This window comes from Nocardia sp. NPDC050408 (assembly GCF_044458905.1).
In the GTDB taxonomy this organism is placed as follows: Bacteria; Actinomycetota; Actinomycetes; order Mycobacteriales; family Mycobacteriaceae; genus Nocardia.
Genome location: NZ_JBITIL010000001.1, coordinates 778,844 through 802,542, shown reverse-complemented (window position 1 = coordinate 802,542; position 23,699 = coordinate 778,844). Strand labels below are relative to the sequence as shown.

The window sequence follows — 23,699 nt, the reverse complement described above, 5'->3', positions numbered from 1 at the left end:
CGCCCCGGTGATACACGGGCACGCAGCTCTCGGGGCCAGCCCGAATGCCAGCACTATGTGGAATCGCTGGGACAGTTCAACGACGCGAAGTGCGCAATTCCCTGGGCAGTGCGAAGACAAGCGTCTCATTGGCCGTCGTGACCGGCTGCACATCCCCGAATCCATGCTCGGCGAGCAGATCCAGCACACCGCGCACCAGGATGTCGGGCACCGAAGCACCGGAGGTGACGCCGATCGTGCGCACCCCGTCCAGCCACGCCAGGTCCACCTCGCGGGCGAAGTCGACCAGGTAGGCAGCCTTGGCGCCCGCACCGAGTGCAACCTCGACCAGCCGCACCGAGTTGGACGAGTTACGCGAGCCGACCACGATCACCAGATCGCACTCGGGTGCCATCGCCTTCACCGCCACCTGGCGGTTCGAGGTGGCGTAGCAGATGTCATCGCTCGGCGGATCCTGCAGTGTCGGGAAACGCTGCCGCAGCCGCTGCACCGTCTCCATGGTCTCGTCGACGCTGAGCGTGGTCTGGGAGAGCCAGATCACCTTGGACTCGTCGCGCACGGTGACCCGGTCGACCGCATCCGGACCGTCGACGAGCTGCACGTGCTCGGGTGCCTCCCCGGCGGTGCCCTCGACCTCCTCGTGCCCCTCGTGACCGATCAGCAGAATGTCGTAGTCGTCGCGGGCGAAGCGCTTGGCCTCCTGATGCACCTTGGTCACCAGCGGGCAGGTCGCATCGATCGTGCGCAGATTGCGCGACGCCGCCGACTCGTGCACCGCGGGTGAGACACCGTGCGCGGAGAACACGACCAGCGCACCCTCGGGCACCTGGTCGGTCTCGTCGACGAAGATCACACCCTGCTCACGCAGCGTATCCACCACGTGGCGGTTGTGCACGATCTCCTTGCGCACGTAGATCGGCGCGCCGTGCTTCTCGAGCGCCTTCTCCACCGTCTCGACCGCACGGTCAACACCCGCGCAGTAGCCGCGTGGTTCGGCTAGCAGCACGCGCTTACCACCATCGGCATCGACGGATCCGGAACCGGCCGAGCGGGCGATTCCGACGTTCAAAGGGATGGCCGAAGACATGCCCCTCAGCTTACGTGCGGCCGATGGATGGCGGGCCGCCCGGTCAGGTCGTTCTCGACACACTCATACCGCGCGAAATTGCGGCCTAATGGTGCAGAACAATGTGTCTGTGACACTAGTGCTTTGCAGAACATCCCGTATCGGGCAGGCTAGGAGCATGTTTCGACCACCGTTCCTGGCCCGGGTCGCCGCCGGCGCCGCCGCATACGCCATCGAAGAAACCCGTCGGCTACCAACTGCCGCAATGAATTTCCCGATCACCGCGATCAGCCAGATGCTGCAGACCACCATGCACGTCCAGCAGTTCGTGACCAGCCTCGCCCTCAAGGGCGACGGCGTATTCGACCGTCTCACGAACACCCCGGTCGAGCAGCCCGACTGGGCCACCTTCGACGAGGACAGCGAGCCGGAGTTCACCGCTCCCGCCCGCACCAGCCGTTTCGACCTTTACGCCGAGGACGAACCGACCGACTTCGCCGCCGATGCCGCCCGCGTCGGTGAGACCAATGGTCATGCCGCTCCGGTACAGACCATCGCCGTGCCGGAAACCGAGGTTTCCGAGGCGCCCGAACCCCAGCCGGAGCCCGAGGTTTCCGAGGCACCCGAGCCCGAGCCCGAGATCGTCGAGCCCGAGGTGGCCACCCGCTACGACTACGCCAATATGACTCTGGCCCAACTGCGCGCACGCCTGCGCATGCTGACCGTCGAGGATCTGAACGCGCTGCTCGAGTACGAACAGCAGACGCGTGCCAGGGCGCCGTTCGTGACCATGCTGACGAACCGGATCGCCACCGTGCGGGCTCAATGAGTCCAGCATCGCGGAGCGATTCGACGGGGGTCGGTGGCCGGGAGGCGGGTGCGCCCGAACCAGCCGCGTCTTCGTCGACGGTTGGCCGGGAATCCGCCGGCCAACCCGACCGAGCGGCTCCCGCCAACTCCGCCGAACACCCGTGGCCGGTGCGTTCGGTCGCCATCAAGGTCGCACAGTGGATCGATCGGCTGGGCAGCATCTGGGTGGAGGGCCAGATCACCCAGATCAATCTGCGTCCCGGCACCAGCACCGCATTCCTGGTGTTGCGTGATACCGCCGCCGATATGTCGCTGTCGGTGACCTGTCATCCGGATCTCATCCGCCGCTCCGAGGTCCCGCTGCAAGAGGGCAGTCGGGTTGTGGCCTACGGCAAGCTGGCGTTCTTCACCGGTCGCGGCACGATTTCGTTGCGCGCCATGGAGATTCGCCCGGTCGGTATCGGGGAACTACTGGCCCGCATCGAACGGTTGAAGGCATTGCTCGCCGCGGAGGGACTCTTCGATCCCCGGCTGAAGCGGCCGATCCCGTTCCTGCCCAAGACAATCGGCCTGATCACCGGTCGAGCCAGCGCCGCCGAGCGCGATGTACTGACCGTTGCCCGAAACCGTTGGCCCGCAGTCCGTTTCGAGATCCGAAATACGGCGGTGCAGGGGGCGACCGCGGTGCCGCAGATGGTGCAGGCGCTGGCCGGACTCGATCGCGATCCGGCCGTCGAGGTCATCGTGCTGGCACGCGGTGGTGGCAGCGTTGAGGATCTGCTGCCGTTCTCCGATGAGACGCTGTGCCGCGCGATCGTCGCGGCGACCACACCGATCGTCAGCGCGATCGGGCACGAACCCGATAACCCGCTGTGCGATCTGGTCGCCGACCTGCGCGCTGCCACGCCCACCGACGCCGCCAAACGCATCGTCCCCGACGCGGCCGCCGAGCTGGCCGGAGTCCGCGATATGCGCGACCGCGCCGCCGCCGCACTGCGCGGCTGGGTAGACCGCGAGACCAGGGCATTGGCCCAGCTGCGTTCCCGGCCGGTACTGGCCGATCCGCTGCGCGAACTCGACCGCCGCTACGACGAGATCGAACGCCTGCGCACCGCCGCCCGCCGCACCGCCGAACATCTGATCAGCACCGAAACCACCGCAACCCGGCACCTGCGCGAGAAACTCACCGCGGTGGGCCCGGCCGCGACGCTGGCCCGTGGCTACGCTGTCGTGCAGCGCGTCAGCGGTAAGGAGCGGCATGTGGTCCGCTCGATCGAGGACGCACCCGCAGGTAGTCAGCTGCGGATCCGGGTCGCCGACGGTGCCATTACCGCCGCCGCGCTCGGTACCCGAGCATTGGGCAAGACCGATACAGGGAGGAACTGACCTTGGCCGATCCCGGCAAGGACGACGAACTGGCCGAGATCTCCACCTTCGGCTACGAGCGTGCCCGCGACGAACTGGTCAACGTCGTCAAAATGCTCGAACAGGGCGGCCTCGACCTGGACGAATCCCTCGCACTGTGGGAGCGCGGCGAAGCGCTGGCCACCCGCTGCGAGCAACATTTGGCAGGTGCGCGGCAGCGGGTCGAGAACGCGCTCTCGCGCACCGACCTCGAAGGCGACGAATGACCATCCGCCGCGCGACCCCAGATATCCGCACCGAGGACATGGCGGCCAGCCGCGAGTTCTACCGGCGGCTCGGCTTCGAAGAGGCCATGGACCTCGGCTGGGTGGTGACGATGGCATCCCCGACCAACCCGACCGCGCAGGTCCTGCTGGTCGGCCCGGAAGCCGAGCAGCCGCAACCGGATATGAGCGTCGAGGTCGAGGATGTCGACGCTGTATACGCGGACGTGGTCGCCGCGCGCGCCGAAATCGTCTATCCCCTCCGCGACGAACAGTGGGGTGTGCGCCGCTTTTTCGTCCGCGACCCCAGCGGCACCATCGTCAACGTAGTCAGCCACCGCTGAGCAGGCAGCACAGGCAGCCACTTCCTCTCGTGGCACAAATTCGCTCACGGTGGGACTCATGACCGCAATCCCCATGCGCGAACTCTCGCATCACACAGCTCGGTGCCTAGCGCCGCTCCGACTACCGCGCCAGCGGCTGGGCGGCGCCGATGGCGGCCGCCAGCGTGGTGAACCCGGCGTGATTGGCCGCGCCGGTGATCAGCACTCGGGACTGGCCGAAGTCGGCGATCCACGCCGTCTCGGAACCCTGCTCGGCGTAGACGACCCATTTCTGGTCGCCGACCTGCTCGGTACCGGTGCCGTAGCGGGAGCCGAGTACGAAGCGCGATAGCGCCTCCTCGGTCGCGCTGCTCTGGCTCATCCGCAGGTAGGTGCCCTGCGGTGTGATGAAACCAACAGTGCTGACCGGCCCGCCGCCGGTGCTGGTGATCGTGTCGCGGCTGCCGGAGTTCGGGGTCCAGTGTTCGGGCAGGCTCGGATTGCGGATCGGGAAGGACATCGTCTTCGCATCGTTAGCCAGCGCGGCCGTCACGTCGAAGTTCGGAATATGGCCCTGCGTCGGCCCCTTCGCCGCGAAGCTGCACTGGCTGGCGAGCCCGGCGAAGACCACGGCGATCAGCACCAACGGGATCAGTGACCAGAACAGATCCCGGTAGTCGTGCAGGATTCGCGGTTTTTGGTACGACACGCTCCCAGTATCCACATCCGTTCGGGTCCGCTCCCGTAGAGGTGGTCGGAGATCTGGAGCCGACCTTTTCGAGCGACCTGCAAGCAATCGCTACGGGTAGTACCTGATCGGGAACGGTCACGCTTCTGAGAGAATCAGCGGTAGCAACGACCGTAGGAGGCACACCGTAATGACGGCATCTTCGCCCGCACCCAGCCGCCGCGAGGCACCGGACCGCAACCTCGCGCTCGAACTGGTCCGGGTCACCGAGGCCGGTGCGATGGCCGCGGGCCGCTGGGTCGGCCGTGGTGATAAGGAAGGCGGCGACGGTGCGGCCGTCGACGCCATGCGGCAGCTGGTCAGCTCCGTTTCCATGCGCGGCATCGTGGTCATCGGTGAGGGCGAGAAGGATGAAGCGCCCATGCTCTACAACGGTGAGCTGGTCGGCGACGGCACCGGTCCCGAAGTCGACTTCGCAGTCGACCCGATCGACGGCACCACCCTGATGTCGAAGGGTTCGCCGGGCGCCATCGCGGTGCTCGCGGTCGCCGAGCGCGGCGCGATGTTCGACCCGTCCGCGGTTTTCTATATGCACAAGATCGCGGTCGGTCCCGATGCGGCGGGCGTGATCGATATCTCCGCCCCGATCGGCGAGAACATCAGCCGGGTGGCCAAGGCCAAGAGCCTGTCGAAGTCCGATCTCACCGTCTGCATCCTGGACCGCCCGCGCCATGCGGAACTGATCCAGGAGGTCCGCGACGCGGGCGCCCGCATCCGCTTGATCTCCGACGGTGACGTCGCCGGTGCCATCGCCTGCGCTCGCCCCGACTCCGGCACCGACATCCTGGTCGGCATCGGCGGCACCCCCGAGGGCATCATCGCCGCCGCGGCCATGCGCTGTATGGGTGGCGAGCTCCAGGGCATGCTCGCCCCGAAGGACGACGAGGAGCGGCAGAAGGCGATCGACGCCGGCCACGACCTCGGCCGCATCCTCACCACCAATGACCTGGTCGCGGGCGACAATGTCTTCTTCTGCGCCACCGGCGTCACCGACGGCGACCTACTACGCGGCGTCCGCTACTTCCCCGGCGGCGCCTCCACCGAGTCCATTGTCATGCGCTCCAAGTCCGGCACCGTCCGCATGATCGACGCCTACCACCGGCTCACCAAGCTCCGCGAATACTCCTCGGTCGATTTCGTCGGCGACGAAGATGCGGTGCCGCCGATGCCCTGATCTTCTCGAATGTGTCGAGCCCGGTCCGATTCGGATCGGGCTCGACACATTTTCCGCGCTGTGCGCGATCCGCGATGACATCGGTAAGCTCCGGAATCCCCTACAGACCAAGGAGTTCCGATGGCGATCCTCGGGAAACTGTTGAAGAATCGGCGCGCCGGAGACCATGGCCTCGCCTGGCATCTGCCGAACCTCGCGGCGGGGGCGACCTTCGAGGTCAACAGCCCGGATTTCACCCATGAGTCGCCACTGCCCGAGGTGCACGCGTCCAAGCGGATCGGCGGCCGTGACGTATCCCCCGCGCTGGCGTGGACCGCACCCGACGGTGCGGCCCAACTGCTGCTGGTCATCGAAGATCCGGACGCACCAACAGGATTGCCATTCGTGCATTGCGTAGCCCTGTTGGAACCGACGCTCGTTGAACTGCCCCGGGACGCGCTGCGCGCCGATGATCCCGCACCGGGCGTCAGTATCCTGCGCTCCGGCTTCGGCCGCGGCTACCAAGGTCCGGCCCCGATCAAAGGCCACGGACCACACCGCTACGCATTCCAACTCTTCGCCCTGACCGAGCTGATCACCACCGTTGGCGGCAAGCCCGCAGCGAAAGCGAAACCACGCGACGTCTTCTCCGCCGCAAAGGCAGTCGCCTGTGGCCGGATCGATGGATTCTACGAACGGCCGTGAAATATGTAGGTTCGCCCGGGGTGCGGGGATTGCGGTATTCCGGTGACTGGTGTGCGAATCGCCTCAGGCGTGGCAGCCCCATGGCGTGCGTCCGCGGCATAGGGTCGGGAATATGACGAGCGAGGAGACGCAGTACCGCATCGAACACGACACCATGGGGGAGGTTCGGGTTCCCGTGCACGCGTTGTGGCGGGCGCAGACCCAGCGGGCCGTGGAGAACTTTCCGATCAGCGGGCGCGGGTTGGAGCGGGCGCAGATCCGGGCGCTCGGGCTGCTCAAGGCCGCGTGCGCCAAGGTGAACAAGGATCTCGGGCTGCTCGATCCGGCCAAGGCGGATGCCATTATCGCCGCCGCGAATGAGATCGCCGACGGCCTGCACGACGACCAGTTCCCGATCGACGTCTTCCAGACCGGCTCGGGCACCAGCTCGAATATGAACGCCAACGAGGTGATCGCCTCGATCACGAAGGCCAACGGCGTGACCGTGCATCCGAACGACGACGTCAACATGTCGCAGTCATCGAACGACACCTTCCCCACCGCGACCCATCTCGCCGCCACCGAGGCCGCGATCAAGGATCTGATCCCGGCGCTGGACCACCTGCGGCTGGCGCTGCAGGACAAGTCGACCGAATGGCGCACCGTGGTGAAGTCCGGGCGCACCCATCTCATGGACGCTGTGCCGGTGACCCTCGGCCAGGAGTTCGGCGGCTACACCCGCCAGGTCGCGGCGGGTATCGAGCGCATGATGGCGGCGCTGCCCCGGCTCGGTGAGCTGCCCATCGGCGGCACCGCGGTCGGCACGGGCCTCAACGCGCCCGCGGGTTTCGGCGCGAAAGTCGTTGCCGAACTGGTGCTGTCGACCGATATCGACGCCCTGTCCGAGGCACAGGATCACTTCGAGGCGCAGGCCGCCCGCGACGGTCTGGTGGAAGCGTCCGGCGCACTGCGCACCATCGCGGTCAGCCTCACCAAGATCGCCAACGACATTCGCTGGATGGGTTCGGGGCCGCTGACCGGTCTCGGCGAACTCCGGCTGCCCGATCTGCAGCCCGGCAGTTCGATCATGCCCGGGAAGGTGAATCCGGTACTGCCCGAGGCGGTTACGCAGGTCGCCGCGCAGGTGATCGGCAATGACGCGGCGGTCGCGTTCTCCGGTGCGAGCGGCGCGTTCGAGTTGAACGTCTACATCCCGGTGATGGCGCGCAATCTGCTCGAATCGATTCGGCTGCTGGCCAATGTGTCCCGGCTGTTCGCCGACAAGTGCGTTCGCGGTCTGATCGCCAACGAGGATCATCTGCGCACCCTCGCCGAATCGTCGCCGTCGATCGTGACGCCGCTGAATTCGGCCATCGGATACGAAGAGGCGGCCGCGGTCGCGAAAGAGGCGCTGAAGGAGAAGAAGACCATCCGTCAGGCCGTGATCGATCGCGGTTTGCTCGACGAGAAGCTGACCCTCGAAGAACTCGATCGCCGCTTGGATGTGCTGTCGATGGCCAGGGTCGAAGACGCAAAGTAGTCGGAATCAGAAAACGCGGTCGAGCGTCACGTTGGACACTTCACGCCCGATCCAACGTGACGCGCATACGCGCAGGTACCGCGGCTGCCCGCGCTGGTCGTCACGGAACGATGCCGAGAGCCGCGAGAAAAGCGACGCGGTGCGCAAAGAAACCGGCCGACGCACAAAACTGTGCGCCGACCGACTCATTTTCTGGACGTGACCGCGAGAATCAGGCCAGCGATCCGGCCCGCAGATGCGCGAGTTCCGCGCGCGCCTTCTCACCGTCTTCACCGATATCGGTGCGGGTGAAGAACTGCCACCGCTCCAGCAGCGGGCCGAAAACCAATTCACCCTCCCTGGCACGGTCGTAGATGCCCGCTTCGGCGAGCACATCGTCGCTGCTGCGCCCATCGGACAGCGTCACCGACGGCACCTGGAAACGCGTCACGCTGTCGGCAATGGCGCGCATGGTCTGATCCGGTGCGACGCCGAACGCCGCGCTGACCAAGTTGGCGAAGAAGATCGACTGCAGCTCGTCGTCGGCCGCGATGCGCTCGGCGATGGCGGTGACCATCTTGTTCGCCCCGAGCGCCGCGGTGTTGCGATGCCGGATGGCGGCGGCCGCCTCTTCGAATGCACAGGTGGCGAGCACATCGAGCAGGTGCAGCGCGGGACGCCGGAAGCCCTTGGTCATGTGGTCCATCCGCAACCGCTCCAACTGCACCGGGTCGACCGACCGGGTGACCATGAGGTAGTTGCGGATCATGATCTCGTGCCGGTTCTCCTCGGCCGTCCACCGGCCGACCCAGCGCCACCACGACCCGGTGCGCAGGTACTTACCGACCTCACGGTGGTAGGAGGGCAGGTTGTCGGCGATGAGCACGCTGACCGTCAGCGCCAGCTTGGCGGTCTCGCTCAACTCGGATTGCTCCGGCTCCCAATCGATTCCGCCGAGGAAGCCGAAGTTTCGGCCGTCGTCCCACGGCACATAGTCGTGCGGCTGCCAGCCGTCGGCGGCGGAGATGTGGCGGCGCAGATTCAGCTCCACCTCATCGGCGAGGGACGCGAGCAGTTCGCGATCGGTCAAGAGAGTTTGCACTAGCACAACCTAGCGGCTGGGCCCCGCGATGCGGGGATCTACGAATAGGGAATCGGTACCGGCGTCCGAGCGTACAAGCACCAGCTCTTTCGAGCGAACCGCGAGCACTGACCAATAATGGCACGTGAGCGCCCGGACGCCGGCGCGGATCAGGACTTCGGTGTGACGGTCGTATTGCCGTCCACCCAGGTGATGGTGCCGCCGACGAAATCGCTCTCCTTGCCGCCGGGGATGTCCTTCTCGTCACTCGCCGGGTAGCCGATATTGCCGCCGGGTCCGCCGTTGTCCTCCCACGCCTTGCGGATCTCGCCCCATACGATGTGTGCGCCGTTGTCGTTGCTCCAGACGATCGCGCCGCCGGTGAAGTCCTGCCACTTGCCGTCGTTTGGAGCATCCTCCTGTGCCTTCAGCGGCGCGCCGAGCGGGCCGGTCGGACCGCCGGACTGCACATACTTGTCGAAGATGATGCCGGAGACGGTGATATCGCCGCCCTGGGTGGCGATCTTTGTCTCTTCCGCCGCACCGGACATATGCCCCTCGCCGTGCGCGGCCGCCGAGGTGGTCGTCATGGCCGCGGCGGAGTTGTTGTCCTTGTTGTCGTCTTTGCTGCAGCCGGTGGCCAGCAGCAGTGCCGCAGCCGCGGAGACCGCGGTGAATCCAGCCGTTCGTCGAGCGAAGTGGTGCATTTCCATCCTCTCGAAAGGTGGCTCTATCGATGCCACCGCGGAGGCGGTGACATCGCGCGTAGCCTAGGCCGATGTCCGGCAACGGCCCGGCGAATCCTTCCAAGACTCGCCGGGCCGCCGCTGAACAGGTATCACGCGGATATTACCCGTCCAATTGTGAGGAGAAACACACCCTGGATAGTTGCTGTTACCCGCTATGCACTCGGGCCGTACTCCTCCAACATCTCGGTCACCAGCGCCGCGATCGGCGACCGTTCGCTACGGGTCAGCGTGATGTGCGCGAAAAGCGGGTGCCCCTTGAGCTTTTCGATCACCGCGGCGACACCGTCGTGCCGACCGACCCGCAGATTGTCGCGCTGAGCCACATCATGGGTGAGCACGACGCGCGATCCAGTGCCCAGTCGGCTGAGCACCGTCAGCAGGACATTGCGCTCGAGCGACTGCGCCTCGTCCACGATCACGAACGAATCGTGTAGCGAGCGACCGCGAATGTGGGTGAGCGGCAAGACTTCCAACATGTCGCGGCTGAGCACCTCCTCCATCACCTCACGACTGGCCAACCCGTCGAGCGTGTCGAAGACGGCCTGCGCCCACGGGCCCATCTTCTCGCTCTCCGATCCGGGCAGATAGCCGAGATCCTGCCCACCGACCGCGTACAGCGGACGGAACACCACCACCTTGCGTTGTGTGCGACGCTCGAGTACCGCCTCCAGACCGGCCGTCAAGGCCAGCGCCGACTTGCCGGTACCGGCCCGCCCGCCGAGCGAGACGATGCCGACGCTCTCGTCCAACAGCAGATCCAGCGCGATGCGCTGTTCGGCCGAGCGGCCGTGCAGTCCGAAGGCCTCACGTTCACGCACCAACTGCACCCGCTTGTCCGGCGTGACCCGGCCCAGGGCGCTGGAGCTTGCGCCGAGCAACCGGATTCCGGTGTGGCACGGCAGTTCCCGCGCCTCGTCCAGATCGATCACAGTCTCGGCGTAGAGCTGATCGACCTGCGATTTGGAGACATCCACCTCCACCATTCCGGACCAGCCGGAGGTCACCACGTCCTGGGCGTGGTATTCGTCGGCGTGCAAACCCACCGCACTCGCCTTGACACGCAAGGGAATGTCCTTGGACACCAGCACCACTTGACGGCCCTCGGCCGCCAGGTTGAGCGCACAGGCCAGGATGCGGGAGTCATTGGTGTCGGTGCGGAATCCGACCGGAAGTACCGCGGGGTCGGTGTGGTTGAGTTCCACCTGCAGCGTTGCGCCCTCGGTGCCGATCGGCACCTGCTGATCCAGCCTGCCGTGCTGCAGGCGCAGATCGTCGAGGTTGCGCAGGGCTTCCCGCGCGAACCAGCCCAGTTCGTGATGGTGGCGCTTACCTTCGAGTTCGCTGATCACGACCAGCGGTAATACGACATCGTTTTCGCCGAACCTGGTGAAAGCCCAGGGGTCCGACAGTAGAACCGAGGTGTCGATAACGAAGGATTTCACACCGGAATTCTGGGAATGCGAGGGGCGGGCCCCCTTCGCGGCGGCTTCGCCTTTCGCGGAGCTGGAGTGCGCCGAGGGAGCGGGAACGGAGCGTGCAGCAGTCACGGTGGGCTCCTTTATGTTCGCGCGGCACCCGCACGAACGATCTCGCTGGACCGGTCCGTCCTGATGGGATCCGACTTGCGTCAGATGCCACGAGGGCCGGGTGCCGGCCCCCTCGTACTGAGTAGCTCAGTCACGGTTCAGGACCTCCCGAACGAGCCACAACGACGCGGCCCGCACCAACGACGCTACCGCCGACTGCCCGGTCTCCGCTCGGGCACTGGTAGGCGTGTCCGTGAATTTGTCGTTAACCCCTGCTTCGTGTGCGAGATAGAGTCGCAGGTATGGCCGGTAACGAGGAGTTGGAGAAGCTGTCGTCCAAGGAGCTGCACGACCGTGCGGTCCGGCTCGCGGCGCGGCGCGGCGACATCAAATATCTGTGGCGGCTACTGAAGTCGATTCCGGCCGCCGAAGCCGCCGCGGGTGATCTCGGCGAGAGCGAGGCCGACATCAAGTACGTGCTGCCGATGATCGACGACTACATCCACGCGGGCGACGGCAAGATCGCCGAGATCCTGCGCCCCTACTACCTCGACTACCTCACCAAACACACCTGACTCCACACCCGGTTCTCGGCGAAATCGCCGACGACAGTCGAATGACGGCTGGCGCGGCGGCCCGGAGCCACCATTCGACAACCGTCGGAAGCAGCATCCGAGTGTGCTGGATCAGCTGCGGGGCAATGCGGCGCGGACAAGTCCGACGGCAGTGCCGCGCAGGAAGTTCTCCCAGCTGAAGTGGTCATCCCACAGGATGATTCGGCCATCGCGCAGTTCGAAGGTGCCGCAGACCCAGAACGCGATCCGAAGCGGGCCCACGCGCAGGATGTCCGTGCGGTCGGTCAGCACGAAGTCGCCGTCGGCGGCGATGTGATGCATTTCAGCGGCGAAGCCGATGGTGTCGCGGTTCAGTCCGCGCAGTATCTTGCGCGTGAGGCCCCCGCCGACCGTCGGCAGTGAGGTGTTTTTCCAGACGACATCGGGGTGCAGGAGGTCCAGCGCCTCGTCGACGGCACCGATCTCGAGTGCGGCGAAGAACTCCCGCACCGTGGTGATCGCGTCCTGTTTCAGTTCCAGTTCGTCGGTCATGCCCTGAGCGTAAGCGGTGGCCTCGCATTCGCTCGCCCAAGCGCAACAGACTAATGACGGACTTCGTCCGGCTGCGCCCGATTGTGCCGCTACGGTCGGCCACGCTCCGCGATGAGGACACCCAGACCATCGAGAATTCGGTCGATGCCGAAGCTCAACGCATCGCCCGGGCCGCCGGTCGTGGGTGATGCGCCGGTGGCGGCGGCCTCCTCGGCGAAAGCGGCCGCGACCAGGGGAAAACGGTCACCGGCGGCGACCATTATCTCCGCGAACTGGCCCGCGATCTGCTGCGCCGTCTCCTGCCGACCCGCGGTCGTCACCTGCTGCACGAGGCCGCGGACGTGCCCATTGAGCAGCACGATGGTGTCCAGCCGCTCCGGCCCGGTCAACCCGGTGCCGTCGAGTGCGGTCAGCGCGGCGTTCACCCAGCCCATTTCATTGGGGCCGATCGCGCGCACACCGATGGTCAGAGTGATCGACCAGGGGTGTGCACTGTAGCGCTCGAAGATCGTCTCGGCCCAGCGGCGCAGTCCGGCCCGCCACCGCTCCTCGCTAGAATTCTGTTGCGCCGCAACGACATCCGGCGGATCCCCCATCGCGGCATCCACCATCAGCGCGGTGAGCTGTTCCTTGCCGGGTACATACCGGTACAGCGACATCTTGGTGAAGCCGAGACGTTCGGCCAGACGCTGCATAGACAGGTTCGCCAGTCCTTCGGCATCGGCGAGAGCGATGGCCTCCGCGACGATCCCCTCCAGTGACAGCGCGGGCTTGGGTCCGCGCTTGGGCCGCTGCTGGGTCCCCCAGAGCAATTCGACGGTGGTCGGTGCAGGCATTTCCACATCCTTACGCATTGCGTGTTGACAAGTAACTGTGTCCATCATACTCTAATTCGTGTCTAGCGGATACAGATTCCGTCGGACGCAGATATCGACCTCAGGAGACATCATGCGCAGCAAGACCGTTCTCATCTCCGGCGCGAGCATCGCCGGCCCCGCACTCGCCTACTGGCTGTCCCGCTACGGATTCGCCGTCACGGTGGTCGAGCGCGCACCGCAGCTGCGACCCGGCGGCCAGGCCGTCGACTTCAAGGGCGAAACGCACCGGGATCTGCTGCAACGGATGGGCATCCTCGAGGAGGTCTACGCACACCGGACCGGCACCACCGACACCGTGTTCGTCGACGACAACGGCGAGCAGCTGGCCTTCATGTCCGGTGATTTCACCGGCGGCGATGTGGAGATCCTGCGCGGCGATCTGGCTCGAATCATGTACGAAAAGACCTATCAGAGCTGCGAATACGTCTTCGGGGATTCGATCAGCGCGCTGACCGAGACCGATTCGGGCGTGTGGGTCGAATTCGAGAAGGGCGCGCCGCGCAGCTTCGATCTGGTGCTCGGGGCGGACGGAATCCATTCGCGGGTGCGGCGTTTGGCATTCGGGCCGGAGAAGGACTTCGTCCAGCACAAGGGGCACTACTACTGCGTCGCGGGTGCGAGCCCGTGGGCCACCAGACCCGAAGGCGAACCCGAGCGCGCGACCGCATTCGGCCACAACGCTCCGGGTCGGCTGGTCATCACCGGCGGGCCGAAGGCACAGCAGCTGTACATGTTCGTCGCTCCCGAACTCGACTACGCCCGTGACGATGTCGCGGCTCAGCGGCGGATCGTGCGGGACGCCTTCGCCGGTATGGGCTGGCAGGTGCCGCGGATGCTGTCGGAAGTGGAGGAATTCGACGATTTCTACCTCGATGCGATCGCCATGGTGCGGCCGATGAAGAGCTACGCCTGCGGGCGGATCGCACTGGTCGGCGATGCCGGATACGGAAATACACTGGCGGGCTTCGGCACCGGCGCGGCAGTGGTCGGCGCGTACGTGCTCGCGGGTGAACTCGCCATCGCCGAGGGCGATCACACGGTGGCCTACGGCCGCTACAACGAGATCATGCGCAAGTACACCAAACTCGCGGACTCGGCGGACGCCGGTCGGTTCCTGTGCCCGAAGACCGCGCGCGGCATCAGGTTCCGCAACTGGTTCCTCGGTTCGAAGGGGATGGCCATGATGGAAAAGATGTCCGAGAATGCCAAGACCGTGGACCTGAAGGACTATCCGGCGCTGGTCAGCGCCGCGGATGCGCACTGAGCGGCCGACCGGATGGTCTGGCGTGGCGAGATCGGCTGTGTTTCGATGGAACCGGGGCGGGGCCGAGTGCGTCTATAAGGTCAGACGGCACTGACGGAAGGGGCTGGCTCGGCCATGACAGCACAGATGGACGGCCGCGCGATCACCAATCCCGAGAACGCGCAGAATTTCTCGCACGCGGAGATCAAACAGGCGGCCGACCAGATGAATCCGGGCGGACTCGACGGCGCGTTCGATGCCTGGGCGGCCATCGCGGCAGCGGTGACCAAGGCTGGACAGCAGTTCGAAACCGCGATTCAGCAAGCGGTGGACCAACATTGGGAGGGTGCGGCAGCCGACCGGGCGGTGCGCGGCATTCGGGAGTATGCCGCGCGGGTCGGTGAGCTGGGCGAGTCGCTGGATCAGCAGTCGACGCCGCTGTCGGCGGCGGCGAGTGCGGCGGGGCGGTTCAAGGTGGCGGTGCCGTCGGTGGTGGACAGCTCTGGGCCGGAGCTGCGGAATTCGCAGGAGGAGCAGGCTCGAGATGATATGAGTACCTTTTATATCCGGCCTTATGGATGTACGGCGCCGTTGCTTCCTACGTTGCCGGCGCCGGTTGATCCGATTTCTGGGGTGTCAGGGGTGCTGGGGGCTTTGCCGGGTGGGGATTCCGGGTGGGCAGCGGATACGAGCCCAGCGGAAGGCACCGGCAAGGGTGGGAATTCCGGCAAGGCAGACGGGATCGCTGGAGATACAGCCAAGGCGGAGGACACCAACGGGGCCGAAAATACCGGCAAGGCAGACGGGACCAGCGGGGCCGGGGATACAGCCGAGGCGGAAGAGACCAGCGGGGCCGGGAACACGGGTAAGCCAGCGGACACCAGTAAGGCCGGGGATCCGAACGGGAGCGGAGACACAGGCAAGACGGAGCGGCCGGGTCAGGCTGAAGCTGCTGCCCCACAAACTATTTCGTCAGCTCAGAACGGTGACTCGTCGACAATGCCCGCCTCCGCTATGCATACATCCCCGACCTCGACGATCCCCTCGGCGGCCGGTACACAGATTTCACCGAGCACCGTCACCTCCGCTGGGATCACACCGGGTACCTCGACCTCGACGGGTACTTCCCCGAGTCCCGGTGGTGCGCCTAGTCCCGGTAGTGCACCCAATCCCGGTGGTGTACCCGGCACCGGCGAGACTCCGAGTCCTGGCAAGTCGGTGCCCGGTACTACACCGGGAGCGACGGCGACTCAGCCCACCACCAATACGCCGAGTCGGGTGGGCGCGACGGGTACCGCCGGATACTCCGGGATGCTTCCGCCGGGCGCGCGGCCCGGACGGGGTGAGGACGGTGAACACAAGTCGGCTAAGTACCTGCGCACCGAGGAGCACGGCGAGGAGTTGATCGGCGAAGTGGAGAAGACCGTGCCGCCCGTACTCGGAGCGCAATGATGACGCAGTGGACCTTGTCCGCCGAGCAATTCGCGGCGGCCTGGTTCGGCACCGGCCTGGATCGCATGCCCTTTCCGTTTCGCTTCACCAGCCGCTTTCCCGGACTCCACGAATATCGTGCCTACCAGCGCCAATTCCGTGCGGAACTGGCCCATGACGACAATGCTTCGCTGCAGCGCGCCATCGGTGTGCTCGCCAAACCCGAGTGGCGTATCGAACTGTTCGGCGTCGATAACTCCCGCGGCGCGATCGAACTGCGCGCCATCGGCTGCGCCACCCGCACCGGACCGGGCGTCATCGCACAGCAGGCGCCCGCACCGGATGGCGGCAAGGTTCGGCTGCGGCGCGTCCGCGTCGACCAACTAGCCGCCGAACTGATCCGCCTGCTCCCCGACCCACCACCCGGCACCGCAGCCGAAAAGAGTTATCTCCTCGACGATCTCAACGACGACCGCCCCGACCCCTTCGGCAACTCACCTTCCCGCGCCGTCCAGGACCGCTACCGCCGCTTCTGGCGCCAACCGTGCGCGACCAGCGGCACCGTCACCGTCCTGGTCGGCCCCCGCAATGCCGAGCCCCTTCGCACCGGAAAACTCCGCTGGATCGACACCAATGCCGGCCGCTACTGCGAAGTCCCCGCCAACCGCGCCCTCATGATCCGCCCCGCCACCAGCACCGACATCACCCGCTACCTCGATGACTCGATCGTCCGAGCCAAGGCCCGCGTCGACCAGTAGTACTCGCAGGCCGAGGCAGGGCCGAACGCGTACAGTCACGGACTCACGGACTAGAGCGGCCTGCGACAGCACGTGCGGATACGTGCGCGGAGGGCAGCGGCCGCGCATAGCAAACCGCAGGCCTGGCCCCGGACACCACCGTCCACATCCTCGAACCCGGCAATCCGCTACCCCCTCCTGAACCATCGCGCATCCGATGCCGTCGAAGCGGGTGACGCCGGACTGATCTCACCCGAGGGGTCCGCCGCGGAGCAGGACCAGGATAGCGTTCGGCCGAGGAGGAGCGCTTTCGGTTGTGCCCCGAAAGAATTCGCCTGGGAACCCCCGCACCCAAACAAATACCGTTGATACGCAGCCGGATTCCCAGGCGAATAAGACAGGCTCAGCCGAGCAGGTGCCAGTCCTCGAGGCCGTTGTAGAGCGGCAGGTCCCGGGCCAGTTTGGTAACGCGGGCACGCAAGGTGTCGACATCGGAGCCCCCAGCCAGTGCGGTGGCGATGATGTCGGCGACCTCGGTGAATTCGGCATCGCCGAAGCCGCGGGTGGCCAGGGCGGCGGTGCCGATGCGCAGACCGGAGGTGACCATCGGCGGGCGCGGGTCGAACGGAACGGCGTTGCGGTTCACCGTGATTCCGATTTCGTGCAGCAGATCCTCACCCTGCTGACCGTCGATCTCGGAGTTGCGCAGGTCGACGAGCACCAGGTGCACATCGGTGCCGCCGGTGAGGACGCTGATGCCCTTGTCCTTGACATCCGCGCCGCCGAGCCGCTCGGCCAGAATCTTCGCGCCGGACAGGGTGCGCTCCTGGCGCTCCTTGAATTCGGCACTCGCCGCGATCTTGAACGCGACGGCCTTGGCGGCGATCACATGCATGAGCGGGCCACCCTGCTGACCAGGGAACACCGAGCTGTTGAGCTTCTTGGCGTACTCCTGCTTGGCCAGGATCAGACCGGAGCGCGGACCGCCCAGGGTCTTGTGCACGGTGGAGGACACAACATCGGCGTAGGGCACCGGCGAGGGATGCAGACCGGCCGCGACCAGACCGGCGAAGTGCGCCATATCGACCCACAGCTTCGCACCGACCTCATCGGCGATCTCCCGGAACGCCGCGAAGTCCTGATGCCGCGGGTATGCCGACCAGCCGGCGACGATCACCTTCGGGCGCGAGCTGAGCGCGGTCTTGCGCAACTCCTCCATATCGATGCGGTGGTCTTCCTTGCTGACCCCGTAGGAGTGCACCTCGTAGAGCTTGCCGGAGAAGTTCAGCCGCATGCCGTGGGTGAGGTGACCGCCGTGCGCGAGGTCCAGGCCGAGCAGCCGGTCGCCCGGCTCCATCAGTGCCATCAGCACCGCCGCATTGGCCTGTGCGCCGGAATGCGGCTGCACATTGGCGAATTCGGCGCCGAAGAGTTCCTTGGCGCGGTCGCGGGCGAGGGTCTCGACGACGTCGACGTGCTCGCAGCCACCGTAGTAGCGACGGCCCGGGTAGCCCTCGGCGTACTTATTGGTGAGCACGCTGCCCTGCGCCTGCAGCACCGCGCGCGGCACGAAGTTCTCCGAGGCGATCATCTCGAGGGTGTCGCGTTCGCGGGCGAGTTCGCCTGCCATCGCGGCAGCGAGCTCGGGATCGAGCTCACCGAGGGATTGGGTATTGACAGAGGCGGTCGTCTGCGTCACCTGGCCGAGTCTATTGGCCGTCCGCGCCGCGCCGATCAGGGGGTTCTGTGTCTCGGTATGCATCGCAACCTCCGTGGTCCGGGTGCCCCGGAGTGCGCACCCCGAGGCCATGAGCCCGGCACCCAGGCGCGCGGTGCGGGGCGAGGGTGCTTCCCGGTGGTTGCTTCCACCTCGAGTGCGCCAGTCGCGGTCCAATCATCTTATCGGTGGGTCGGGGACCGAGACCCGTCAAGCCCCGGGTACGGCGGACCGCAACAAGGCGGTGAGGTGCACTTGCGCGTCGTCGAGCGGCCGGGTGGATTTCAGCGCCCGCGATTGGATGATGGCCCCTTCCAGCGCACTGATGACGAATCCGGCCAGCGACCGCGCCTGCTCGGCCGATAAACCCTTGTCGCGCAAGCCGTTCGCGAGTTGGTCGGTCCAGTCGGAGAAAACGGTGCCCGCGGCGGCCTGCACCCGCGGTTCGGCTTCGGCGAGTGCGGCGCCGACGATCGGACAGCCCGTGGTGAACGCGGACTTTTCGAGCGTGTGCCGCCACCAGCCGACGAGCGCGGCGATCCATTGCTCAGCGGTTCCGGATCCGGTGATCTTGTCGGTTACCGCGGCGAGACGCGCACCCGCCGTCCTGGTCGCGACCTCGACCAGCTCGCTCTTACCGGATGGAAAGTGCTGGTAGAGCGAGTTGCGGGAGGCACGGCTGCGTTCGAGCAGAGTGGCGAGCCCGGCAGCGTGCACGCCCTGTTCGCGCACCAGCTCGATGGCTCCCTCGATAAGCCGGTCGCGCGGACCCAAGGTCATCGCCATCCTCCTTGCCCATGCTTGCGTGAACCGATCGGTCCATGCTGCAATTATGACAGATATGGACCGATCGGTTCATCGAAAGGACGGGGTTCATGAGCGAGCGAAGAATCAACACAGCCGCCTGTGCGGTCGTGACGGAGCCGAGCGCCAGCGAGGTGCGGTTATGACCGCACCGACCGATCTGTCGCAGCTGCCGGGACTCGAACTACTGCGCACCGCGATGACGACCGACTCCCGGCCCCCGTTCATCGGCGACCTGCTCGGCCTGGAGGTCCAGGAACTCGAGTTCGGCAAGGCGGTCTTCGGGCTGCGGACCCGGCCCGATTTCGCCAACCCGCTCGGCACCACGCACGGCGGCATCTGCGCCACCCTGCTCGATTCGGTGATGGGCTGTGCGGTGCACACCACCCTCGATGCCGGCGTCGGCTACACCACGCTGGAACTGAAGATCAACTACATCCGCGCGGTACCCACCGACGGCCGTCCCCTGATCGCGACCGGCACCACCATCCACGTCGGCCGCACCACCGCGACCGCTGAGGGTCGCGTCGTGGACGACCAGGGCAAGTTGGTCGCGCACGGCACCACGACCTGCGTCATATTCCGCTGAAAGGAGCACAGCTATGACTGAACGCAGCACAGCAGCAGCCGTGCGCAAGTTCCGTCGAGAACGGTTCATCGGGCACTATCTCGTCAATCCCGCTGTCGGACTGCTGGATCGGATCGGCATCCGCTCCACGATGCTCGCCGAACTGGAGACCATCGGCGCCAAATCCGGTCAGCCGCGCCGCGTGCCGGTCACCGTCTCCATCGATGACGAGGGCGCATGGCTGATCTCCCAGCACGGCCATCGCGCGGGCTGGGCCCGCAATATCGCCGCGAATCCGCAGGTCCGGCTGCGCCAGGGTAAGCGCTGGTACACCGGGACCGCGGCCTTCGTCCCCGATGACGATGTGACCGCCCGCGCCCGCACCTTCGCCAAGAGCCACGCCGCCGAATCGGCCACGGCATGGACGATCAAGGCACTGGAATCCGACCCCATCTCGGTGCGCGTCACCTTCACCGCCGCCTGAGGATGTGTCTCGCGCTCACCGGATGGATCACGGACCAGGCGGCCGCGCAGTCACCAGTAATCACATGGCGCGAAGGGCGCCAGGGGTGAGGGGTTCGTCGAGCAGGCGACGGAAGCGGTCGGCGCGGTCATCGGCGTCGACGGCGCTGTCCAGCCAGCTGCCGAGCAGGCGGTAGCCCTCGACGTAGGTGCTGATGTAGGCGCGCCAGAGCGGCGAGGACAGGAAACGCAGCGATTGGCGGGCGCGTTCCTGTGTGGTCAGGCCCCAGCGCCGCAGGAATTCGGCGACCTCGTCGGCGTCGCGGCGCCGGTCGTGCAGCAGCAGTGCGGCGTCCTGCCTGACCCCGAGCAATTTCGCCGAGGCGTTCGAAAGCTGTTCGGCGCGTTCACCTTCGAAACGCAACCCCAGATCGGCGTAGATTTCCTGCGCCCACTTCCCCCAACCAGGTCCGACGATCGAGCGCAGCGCCAGATCCGCCAGCCCCTCCGCCATCAGGCACTGGGGGGTATTCACCAGGAACAGCGTCTGCTCGGCCTGGCCGTTGGCGACCAGACCGGCCTCCTTGCGGCAATGCTCGGTGTGATGCCCCGGATAGGCCTCGTGCGCGATGAGACCGGGCAGATGCGCCATATGTTGCTGGAGATCGGAATTGATCGCCACCCGGGAGTGGTAGTTCCCCAGGTAGTAATTGAAGCCGGACCATGGCTTATCCCCCACCACCTCATAGGTGACGTGCTCGTGGTCGGGCAGCGGATAACGCTCGCGCACCCGTTCCCGCAATGCACTCGAGAACGCCTCGACGCACACGCTCAACCGCTCCGGCGGAACCTCATCGGCCTTGCGGAATGCGGTCACCCGCTCGGCGAGCGGACCGTCACCGGGCAGCACCTCGTCCATCTGGCGGTGCGCGTCGCGGTAGTCCTCGACGTCGCCGGGTGCGATATCGACATCGAAGTACGCGCGCACCTCGTCGACGAACCCGATATCGTCCCCGGCGAACTTGCGACCGGAGCATTCCAACGCGCGCAGGTGCACATCGAGGAATTCGGTCCGCTGCCGCGGCAATCCGGCCGCGGGAAGTTCCGCACGCAAGGCCGCCGCCCGCCGCGCTAACTCGCGCGGCTCGGGAGCGGGCGCGTTCTCCACCTCGCGACGCAACCCCGGATCACCGGTATAGGCGTCGACGAAACCTTCCTCGAGTCGGTCGAATGCCAAGCCGAGTCGCAGGTACTCGGTCACGAGGGGATGCGCTTCCATGACCGCCGACATTAGCCGCTGAGGGCCATGTCATCGACCGGATACCACCGGTATCGGCACCCCGCGTTTCACACGATGTTGACGCAGAGCAGAATTCGGCTATGCGAGAGCTGGACCGAATCTCATACAGTCGGCGCGCGACGTATGCGTGTTTGTCTGAACGGAGTGTCGGGTAAGTGGCACGAATGAGCGAGCCGAGTCCCTATGTGGAATTCGACCGAAAACAGTGGCGGACCCTGCGTAAATCGACTCCCTTGGTGCTCACCGAGGAAGAACTGATCGGTCTTCGCGGCCTCGGCGAACAGATCGATCTGGAAGAGGTCGCCGAGGTCTACCTCCCGCTCGCTCGCCTCATCCACCTGCAGGTCGCCGCACGTCAGCGGCTGTTCGCCGCGACTGCCACCTTTCTCGGGGAGACCCATCCCGATCAGCAGGTGCCATTCGTGATCGGTGTCGCGGGCAGTGTCGCGGTCGGAAAATCAACCACCGCTCGCGTACTACAGGCCCTGCTCGCGCGGTGGGATCACCATCCGCGTGTGGATTTGGTCACAACCGACGGATTCCTATATCCCACCGCGGAACTGACCCGGCGCGGCATCATGCACCGCAAGGGTTTTCCGGAAAGTTATGACCGCCGCAAACTTCTACGCTTCGTCACCGAGGTGAAATCCGGTGCGGCCGAAGTATGTGCGCCGATGTATTCACATATCTCCTATGACATCGTGCCGGGCAAGTTCCACTGCGTGACTCAACCCGACATTCTCATCGTGGAGGGTCTCAATGTGCTGCAGACCGGTCCGCGGTTGATGGTCTCGGATCTGTTCGACTTCTCGATCTACGTCGACGCGCGCATCGAGGACATCGAGAACTGGTACGTGCAACGGTTTCTCACACTGCGCGAGACAGCCTTCGCCGATCCGAACGCGCATTTCCACCATTACGCGGGCTTCACCGACGACCAGGCGACGGCCGCCGCGAAGGAGATCTGGAACTCCACCAACCGGCCCAATCTGGTGGACAACATTCTGCCCACCCGTCCGCGCGCGACGCTGGTGCTGCGCAAGGACGCCGACCACAGCATCAACCGGCTGCGGTTGCGCAAGCTTTAGCCGTAGCGACTGCTTGCAGGCCGGTAGCGACTGCTTGCAGGTCGCTCGAAACGGTCAGCTCGAAACGGTCACAGCTTCCAGGCCGCATCCAGCCGGGCGGCGACATCGATATCGCGCACCGCGGCGATATGCGGTTTGCGGATTTCGGTGGCGAGATAGCGCGCCACGAAGCGCCGGATCTCGTGATCGACGCTGGCCAGGATGCGCAGCAGCTGTCCGCGTTTGGTGGCGGTGGCCACATTGATGCGGACATCGCTCGGACGCGGTTCGGCGATATCGATGATGACGCGCAGCGGCTCGGCGGTGCGCACGGTCAAGTGCAGGTGGATATTGCCGTCGATGTGGAAGCGATGCCGGTCGACGGCGAGATCGAGCAGCAGATCGACCTCGAGCGGGATGACCAGTTCGAAGGCGATGACCTCGTCGACGAACCGTTGCAGCTTCGGCTCCCCGAGTTGCACCTGCGCGGCGACCTTCGCCAACTTGGCCGGCCCGACACCGATCGGGCCGAAATCGAAGGCGGCACCGGTCAACTGGTCGAATGCACCCGAGATGCGCTGCTCCGAGGCCGCGTATTCCAGAAAGCGCCGACCGAATTCCTCATACCCGATATAGGACATGTCCCCATCCACCCACCGCAGGTTCACTTTTCGGCCCCAACTCGCATCGCCGACACGACCACAACGGAGCGAGTCTTACGAGCGAGGAGTTCGCGGCCCGTCTCGCGTCCGAGCCGTCGCAGCGCACGCACCCGCAGGCGCGACACTTGACCTTCCGGGACGCGTGCACGAGGTACCGAACGCCCCTGCCATCCCCAACCACAACGGAGCGAGTCTTACGAGCGAGGAGTTCGCGGCCCGTCTCGCGTCCGAGCCGTCGTAGCGCATGCGCCCGCAGACGGGGCACTTGACCTTCGGGGACGCGTGTATCAGGTGCCGAACGTCCCGCCATCCCCAACCACAACGGAGCGAGTCTTACGAGCGAGGAGTTCGCGGCCCGTCTCGCGTCCGAGCCGTCGAAGCGCCAGCGGCGCCAGCGCGCGGCTCGAACGCGCGGGCGCCCGGCCCCCAGGGGGCGC

At 66.0% G+C, this 23,699-nt stretch carries 25 protein-coding genes; 14 read left to right on the top strand and 11 right to left on the bottom strand.

The genetic code is table 11. From position 1 onward, the window contains the following. Nucleotides 1–76 precede the first annotated feature (76 nt). Nucleotides 77–1,087, bottom strand: a complete 1,011-nt coding sequence (locus ACIBJI_RS03490) for a 4-hydroxy-3-methylbut-2-enyl diphosphate reductase (protein ID WP_396957232.1) — start codon at nucleotides 1,085–1,087, stop codon at nucleotides 77–79. 157 nt (nucleotides 1,088–1,244) lie between these two features. On the opposite strand from ACIBJI_RS03490, the gene ACIBJI_RS03485 reads away from it, so the two are divergent. From ACIBJI_RS03485 to ACIBJI_RS03470, 4 genes are read left to right on the top strand one after another with little or no spacing between them, the layout of a single operon-like run. Further along, on the top strand, nucleotides 1,245–1,895 hold the full coding sequence (locus ACIBJI_RS03485; protein WP_364357994.1) for a lipid droplet-associated protein: 651 nt from the start codon (nucleotides 1,245–1,247) through the stop codon (nucleotides 1,893–1,895). Next, nucleotides 1,892–3,262, top strand: a complete 1,371-nt coding sequence (gene xseA, locus ACIBJI_RS03480; RefSeq protein WP_364357998.1) for an exodeoxyribonuclease VII large subunit — start codon at nucleotides 1,892–1,894, stop codon at nucleotides 3,260–3,262. Before ACIBJI_RS03485 ends, xseA begins: the two co-directional genes overlap by 4 nt. A 2-nt stretch (nucleotides 3,263–3,264) precedes the next feature. Further along, nucleotides 3,265–3,507, top strand: a complete 243-nt coding sequence (locus tag ACIBJI_RS03475) for an exodeoxyribonuclease VII small subunit (protein ID WP_364358001.1) — start codon at nucleotides 3,265–3,267, stop codon at nucleotides 3,505–3,507. Continuing rightward, entirely contained in the window at nucleotides 3,504–3,848 is a 345-nt protein-coding gene (locus ACIBJI_RS03470) for a VOC family protein (RefSeq protein WP_364358004.1), read from the top strand. Before ACIBJI_RS03475 ends, ACIBJI_RS03470 begins: the two co-directional genes overlap by 4 nt. A gap of 121 nt (nucleotides 3,849–3,969) precedes the next feature. Here ACIBJI_RS03470 and ACIBJI_RS03465 read toward each other — a convergent pair whose 3' ends face one another. Then, complete coding sequence (locus tag ACIBJI_RS03465) at nucleotides 3,970–4,536, bottom strand: DUF4245 domain-containing protein (protein WP_364358007.1); 567 nt, start codon at nucleotides 4,534–4,536, stop codon at nucleotides 3,970–3,972. Nucleotides 4,537–4,705: 169 nt separating this feature from the next. Between ACIBJI_RS03465 and glpX the strand changes: the two genes are divergently transcribed. The 3 genes from glpX (at nucleotide 4,706) to ACIBJI_RS03450 (ending at nucleotide 7,952) form a co-directional block, all read left to right on the top strand. Further along, complete coding sequence (gene glpX, locus ACIBJI_RS03460) at nucleotides 4,706–5,749, top strand: class II fructose-bisphosphatase (protein ID WP_364358010.1); 1,044 nt, start codon at nucleotides 4,706–4,708, stop codon at nucleotides 5,747–5,749. Nucleotides 5,750–5,869: 120 nt separating this feature from the next. Continuing rightward, a complete protein-coding gene (locus ACIBJI_RS03455; RefSeq protein ID WP_397082873.1) occupies nucleotides 5,870–6,433 on the top strand; it encodes a YbhB/YbcL family Raf kinase inhibitor-like protein in 564 nt (187 codons plus the stop codon). A 112-nt stretch (nucleotides 6,434–6,545) separates the two neighbouring features. Beyond that, nucleotides 6,546–7,952 (top strand): class II fumarate hydratase, encoded by a 1,407-nt coding sequence (locus ACIBJI_RS03450; RefSeq protein WP_364358016.1) that lies wholly within the window; start codon nucleotides 6,546–6,548, stop codon nucleotides 7,950–7,952. 211 nt (nucleotides 7,953–8,163) lie between these two features. Here the strand turns inward: ACIBJI_RS03450 and ACIBJI_RS03445 are convergent, their stop codons facing one another. The 3 genes from ACIBJI_RS03445 to ACIBJI_RS03435 form a co-directional block, all read right to left on the bottom strand. Next, nucleotides 8,164–9,033, bottom strand: a complete 870-nt coding sequence (locus ACIBJI_RS03445) for an acyl-ACP desaturase (RefSeq protein WP_364358019.1) — start codon at nucleotides 9,031–9,033, stop codon at nucleotides 8,164–8,166. A 149-nt stretch (nucleotides 9,034–9,182) separates the two neighbouring features. Next, the gene (locus tag ACIBJI_RS03440; protein WP_364358022.1) at nucleotides 9,183–9,719 is read right to left on the bottom strand and encodes an esterase; all 537 of its coding nucleotides are present in this window, start codon (nucleotides 9,717–9,719) and stop codon (nucleotides 9,183–9,185) included. Between the two features lie 194 nt (nucleotides 9,720–9,913). Next, nucleotides 9,914–11,308 carry a PhoH family protein gene (locus tag ACIBJI_RS03435; RefSeq protein WP_364358025.1) on the bottom strand — a complete coding sequence of 465 codons (1,395 nt, stop codon included), beginning with the start codon at nucleotides 11,306–11,308 and terminating at the stop codon, nucleotides 9,914–9,916. 281 nt (nucleotides 11,309–11,589) lie between these two features. Between ACIBJI_RS03435 and ACIBJI_RS03430 the strand changes: the two genes are divergently transcribed. Further along, nucleotides 11,590–11,862, top strand: coding sequence for a hypothetical protein (locus ACIBJI_RS03430; RefSeq protein WP_364358028.1), 273 nt, complete (start codon nucleotides 11,590–11,592; stop codon nucleotides 11,860–11,862). A gap of 111 nt (nucleotides 11,863–11,973) precedes the next feature. On the opposite strand, the gene ACIBJI_RS03425 is transcribed toward ACIBJI_RS03430, so the two are convergent. Continuing rightward, entirely contained in the window at nucleotides 11,974–12,393 is a 420-nt protein-coding gene (locus ACIBJI_RS03425) for a limonene-1,2-epoxide hydrolase family protein (RefSeq protein WP_364358031.1), read from the bottom strand. A gap of 89 nt (nucleotides 12,394–12,482) precedes the next feature. Then, nucleotides 12,483–13,229 carry a TetR/AcrR family transcriptional regulator gene (locus ACIBJI_RS03420; RefSeq protein ID WP_396957236.1) on the bottom strand — a complete coding sequence of 249 codons (747 nt, stop codon included), beginning with the start codon at nucleotides 13,227–13,229 and terminating at the stop codon, nucleotides 12,483–12,485. 112 nt (nucleotides 13,230–13,341) lie between these two features. Here ACIBJI_RS03420 and ACIBJI_RS03415 point away from each other — a divergent pair, with 112 nt between their 5' ends. From ACIBJI_RS03415 to ACIBJI_RS03405, 3 genes are all read left to right on the top strand, one after another. After that, a complete protein-coding gene (locus ACIBJI_RS03415; protein ID WP_396957237.1) occupies nucleotides 13,342–14,535 on the top strand; it encodes an FAD-dependent monooxygenase in 1,194 nt (397 codons plus the stop codon). 114 nt (nucleotides 14,536–14,649) lie between these two features. Then, nucleotides 14,650–15,966, top strand: coding sequence for a hypothetical protein (locus ACIBJI_RS03410; RefSeq protein WP_397082871.1), 1,317 nt, complete (start codon nucleotides 14,650–14,652; stop codon nucleotides 15,964–15,966). Then, nucleotides 15,966–16,703, top strand: a complete 738-nt coding sequence (locus tag ACIBJI_RS03405; RefSeq protein WP_364358043.1) for an ESX secretion-associated protein EspG — start codon at nucleotides 15,966–15,968, stop codon at nucleotides 16,701–16,703. Before ACIBJI_RS03410 ends, ACIBJI_RS03405 begins: the two co-directional genes overlap by 1 nt. Before the next feature lie 382 nt (nucleotides 16,704–17,085). Here the strand turns inward: ACIBJI_RS03405 and glyA are convergent, their stop codons facing one another. Continuing rightward, the gene (glyA, locus tag ACIBJI_RS03400; protein WP_396957360.1) at nucleotides 17,086–18,381 is read right to left on the bottom strand and encodes a serine hydroxymethyltransferase; all 1,296 of its coding nucleotides are present in this window, start codon (nucleotides 18,379–18,381) and stop codon (nucleotides 17,086–17,088) included. 228 nt (nucleotides 18,382–18,609) lie between these two features. Then, complete coding sequence (locus tag ACIBJI_RS03395) at nucleotides 18,610–19,179, bottom strand: TetR/AcrR family transcriptional regulator (RefSeq protein ID WP_397082869.1); 570 nt, start codon at nucleotides 19,177–19,179, stop codon at nucleotides 18,610–18,612. A gap of 166 nt (nucleotides 19,180–19,345) precedes the next feature. Here ACIBJI_RS03395 and ACIBJI_RS03390 point away from each other — a divergent pair, with 166 nt between their 5' ends. Together ACIBJI_RS03390 and ACIBJI_RS03385 are read left to right on the top strand one after the other, a co-directional pair. After that, nucleotides 19,346–19,792 carry a PaaI family thioesterase gene (locus ACIBJI_RS03390; RefSeq protein WP_364358049.1) on the top strand — a complete coding sequence of 149 codons (447 nt, stop codon included), beginning with the start codon at nucleotides 19,346–19,348 and terminating at the stop codon, nucleotides 19,790–19,792. A gap of 13 nt (nucleotides 19,793–19,805) precedes the next feature. After that, nucleotides 19,806–20,255 carry a nitroreductase family deazaflavin-dependent oxidoreductase gene (locus ACIBJI_RS03385; protein ID WP_364358052.1) on the top strand — a complete coding sequence of 150 codons (450 nt, stop codon included), beginning with the start codon at nucleotides 19,806–19,808 and terminating at the stop codon, nucleotides 20,253–20,255. A gap of 60 nt (nucleotides 20,256–20,315) precedes the next feature. Here ACIBJI_RS03385 and ACIBJI_RS03380 read toward each other — a convergent pair whose 3' ends face one another. After that, nucleotides 20,316–21,512: a DUF885 domain-containing protein gene (locus ACIBJI_RS03380; protein ID WP_396957240.1), complete on the bottom strand. Its 1,197-nt coding sequence runs from the start codon at nucleotides 21,510–21,512 to the stop codon at nucleotides 20,316–20,318. A 176-nt stretch (nucleotides 21,513–21,688) separates the two neighbouring features. On the opposite strand from ACIBJI_RS03380, the gene coaA reads away from it, so the two are divergent. Beyond that, nucleotides 21,689–22,621 carry a type I pantothenate kinase gene (gene coaA / locus ACIBJI_RS03375; protein WP_364358058.1) on the top strand — a complete coding sequence of 311 codons (933 nt, stop codon included), beginning with the start codon at nucleotides 21,689–21,691 and terminating at the stop codon, nucleotides 22,619–22,621. A gap of 68 nt (nucleotides 22,622–22,689) precedes the next feature. Here the strand turns inward: coaA and ACIBJI_RS03370 are convergent, their stop codons facing one another. Beyond that, entirely contained in the window at nucleotides 22,690–23,241 is a 552-nt protein-coding gene (locus ACIBJI_RS03370; protein ID WP_364358061.1) for a hypothetical protein, read from the bottom strand. Nucleotides 23,242–23,699 lie beyond the last annotated feature (458 nt).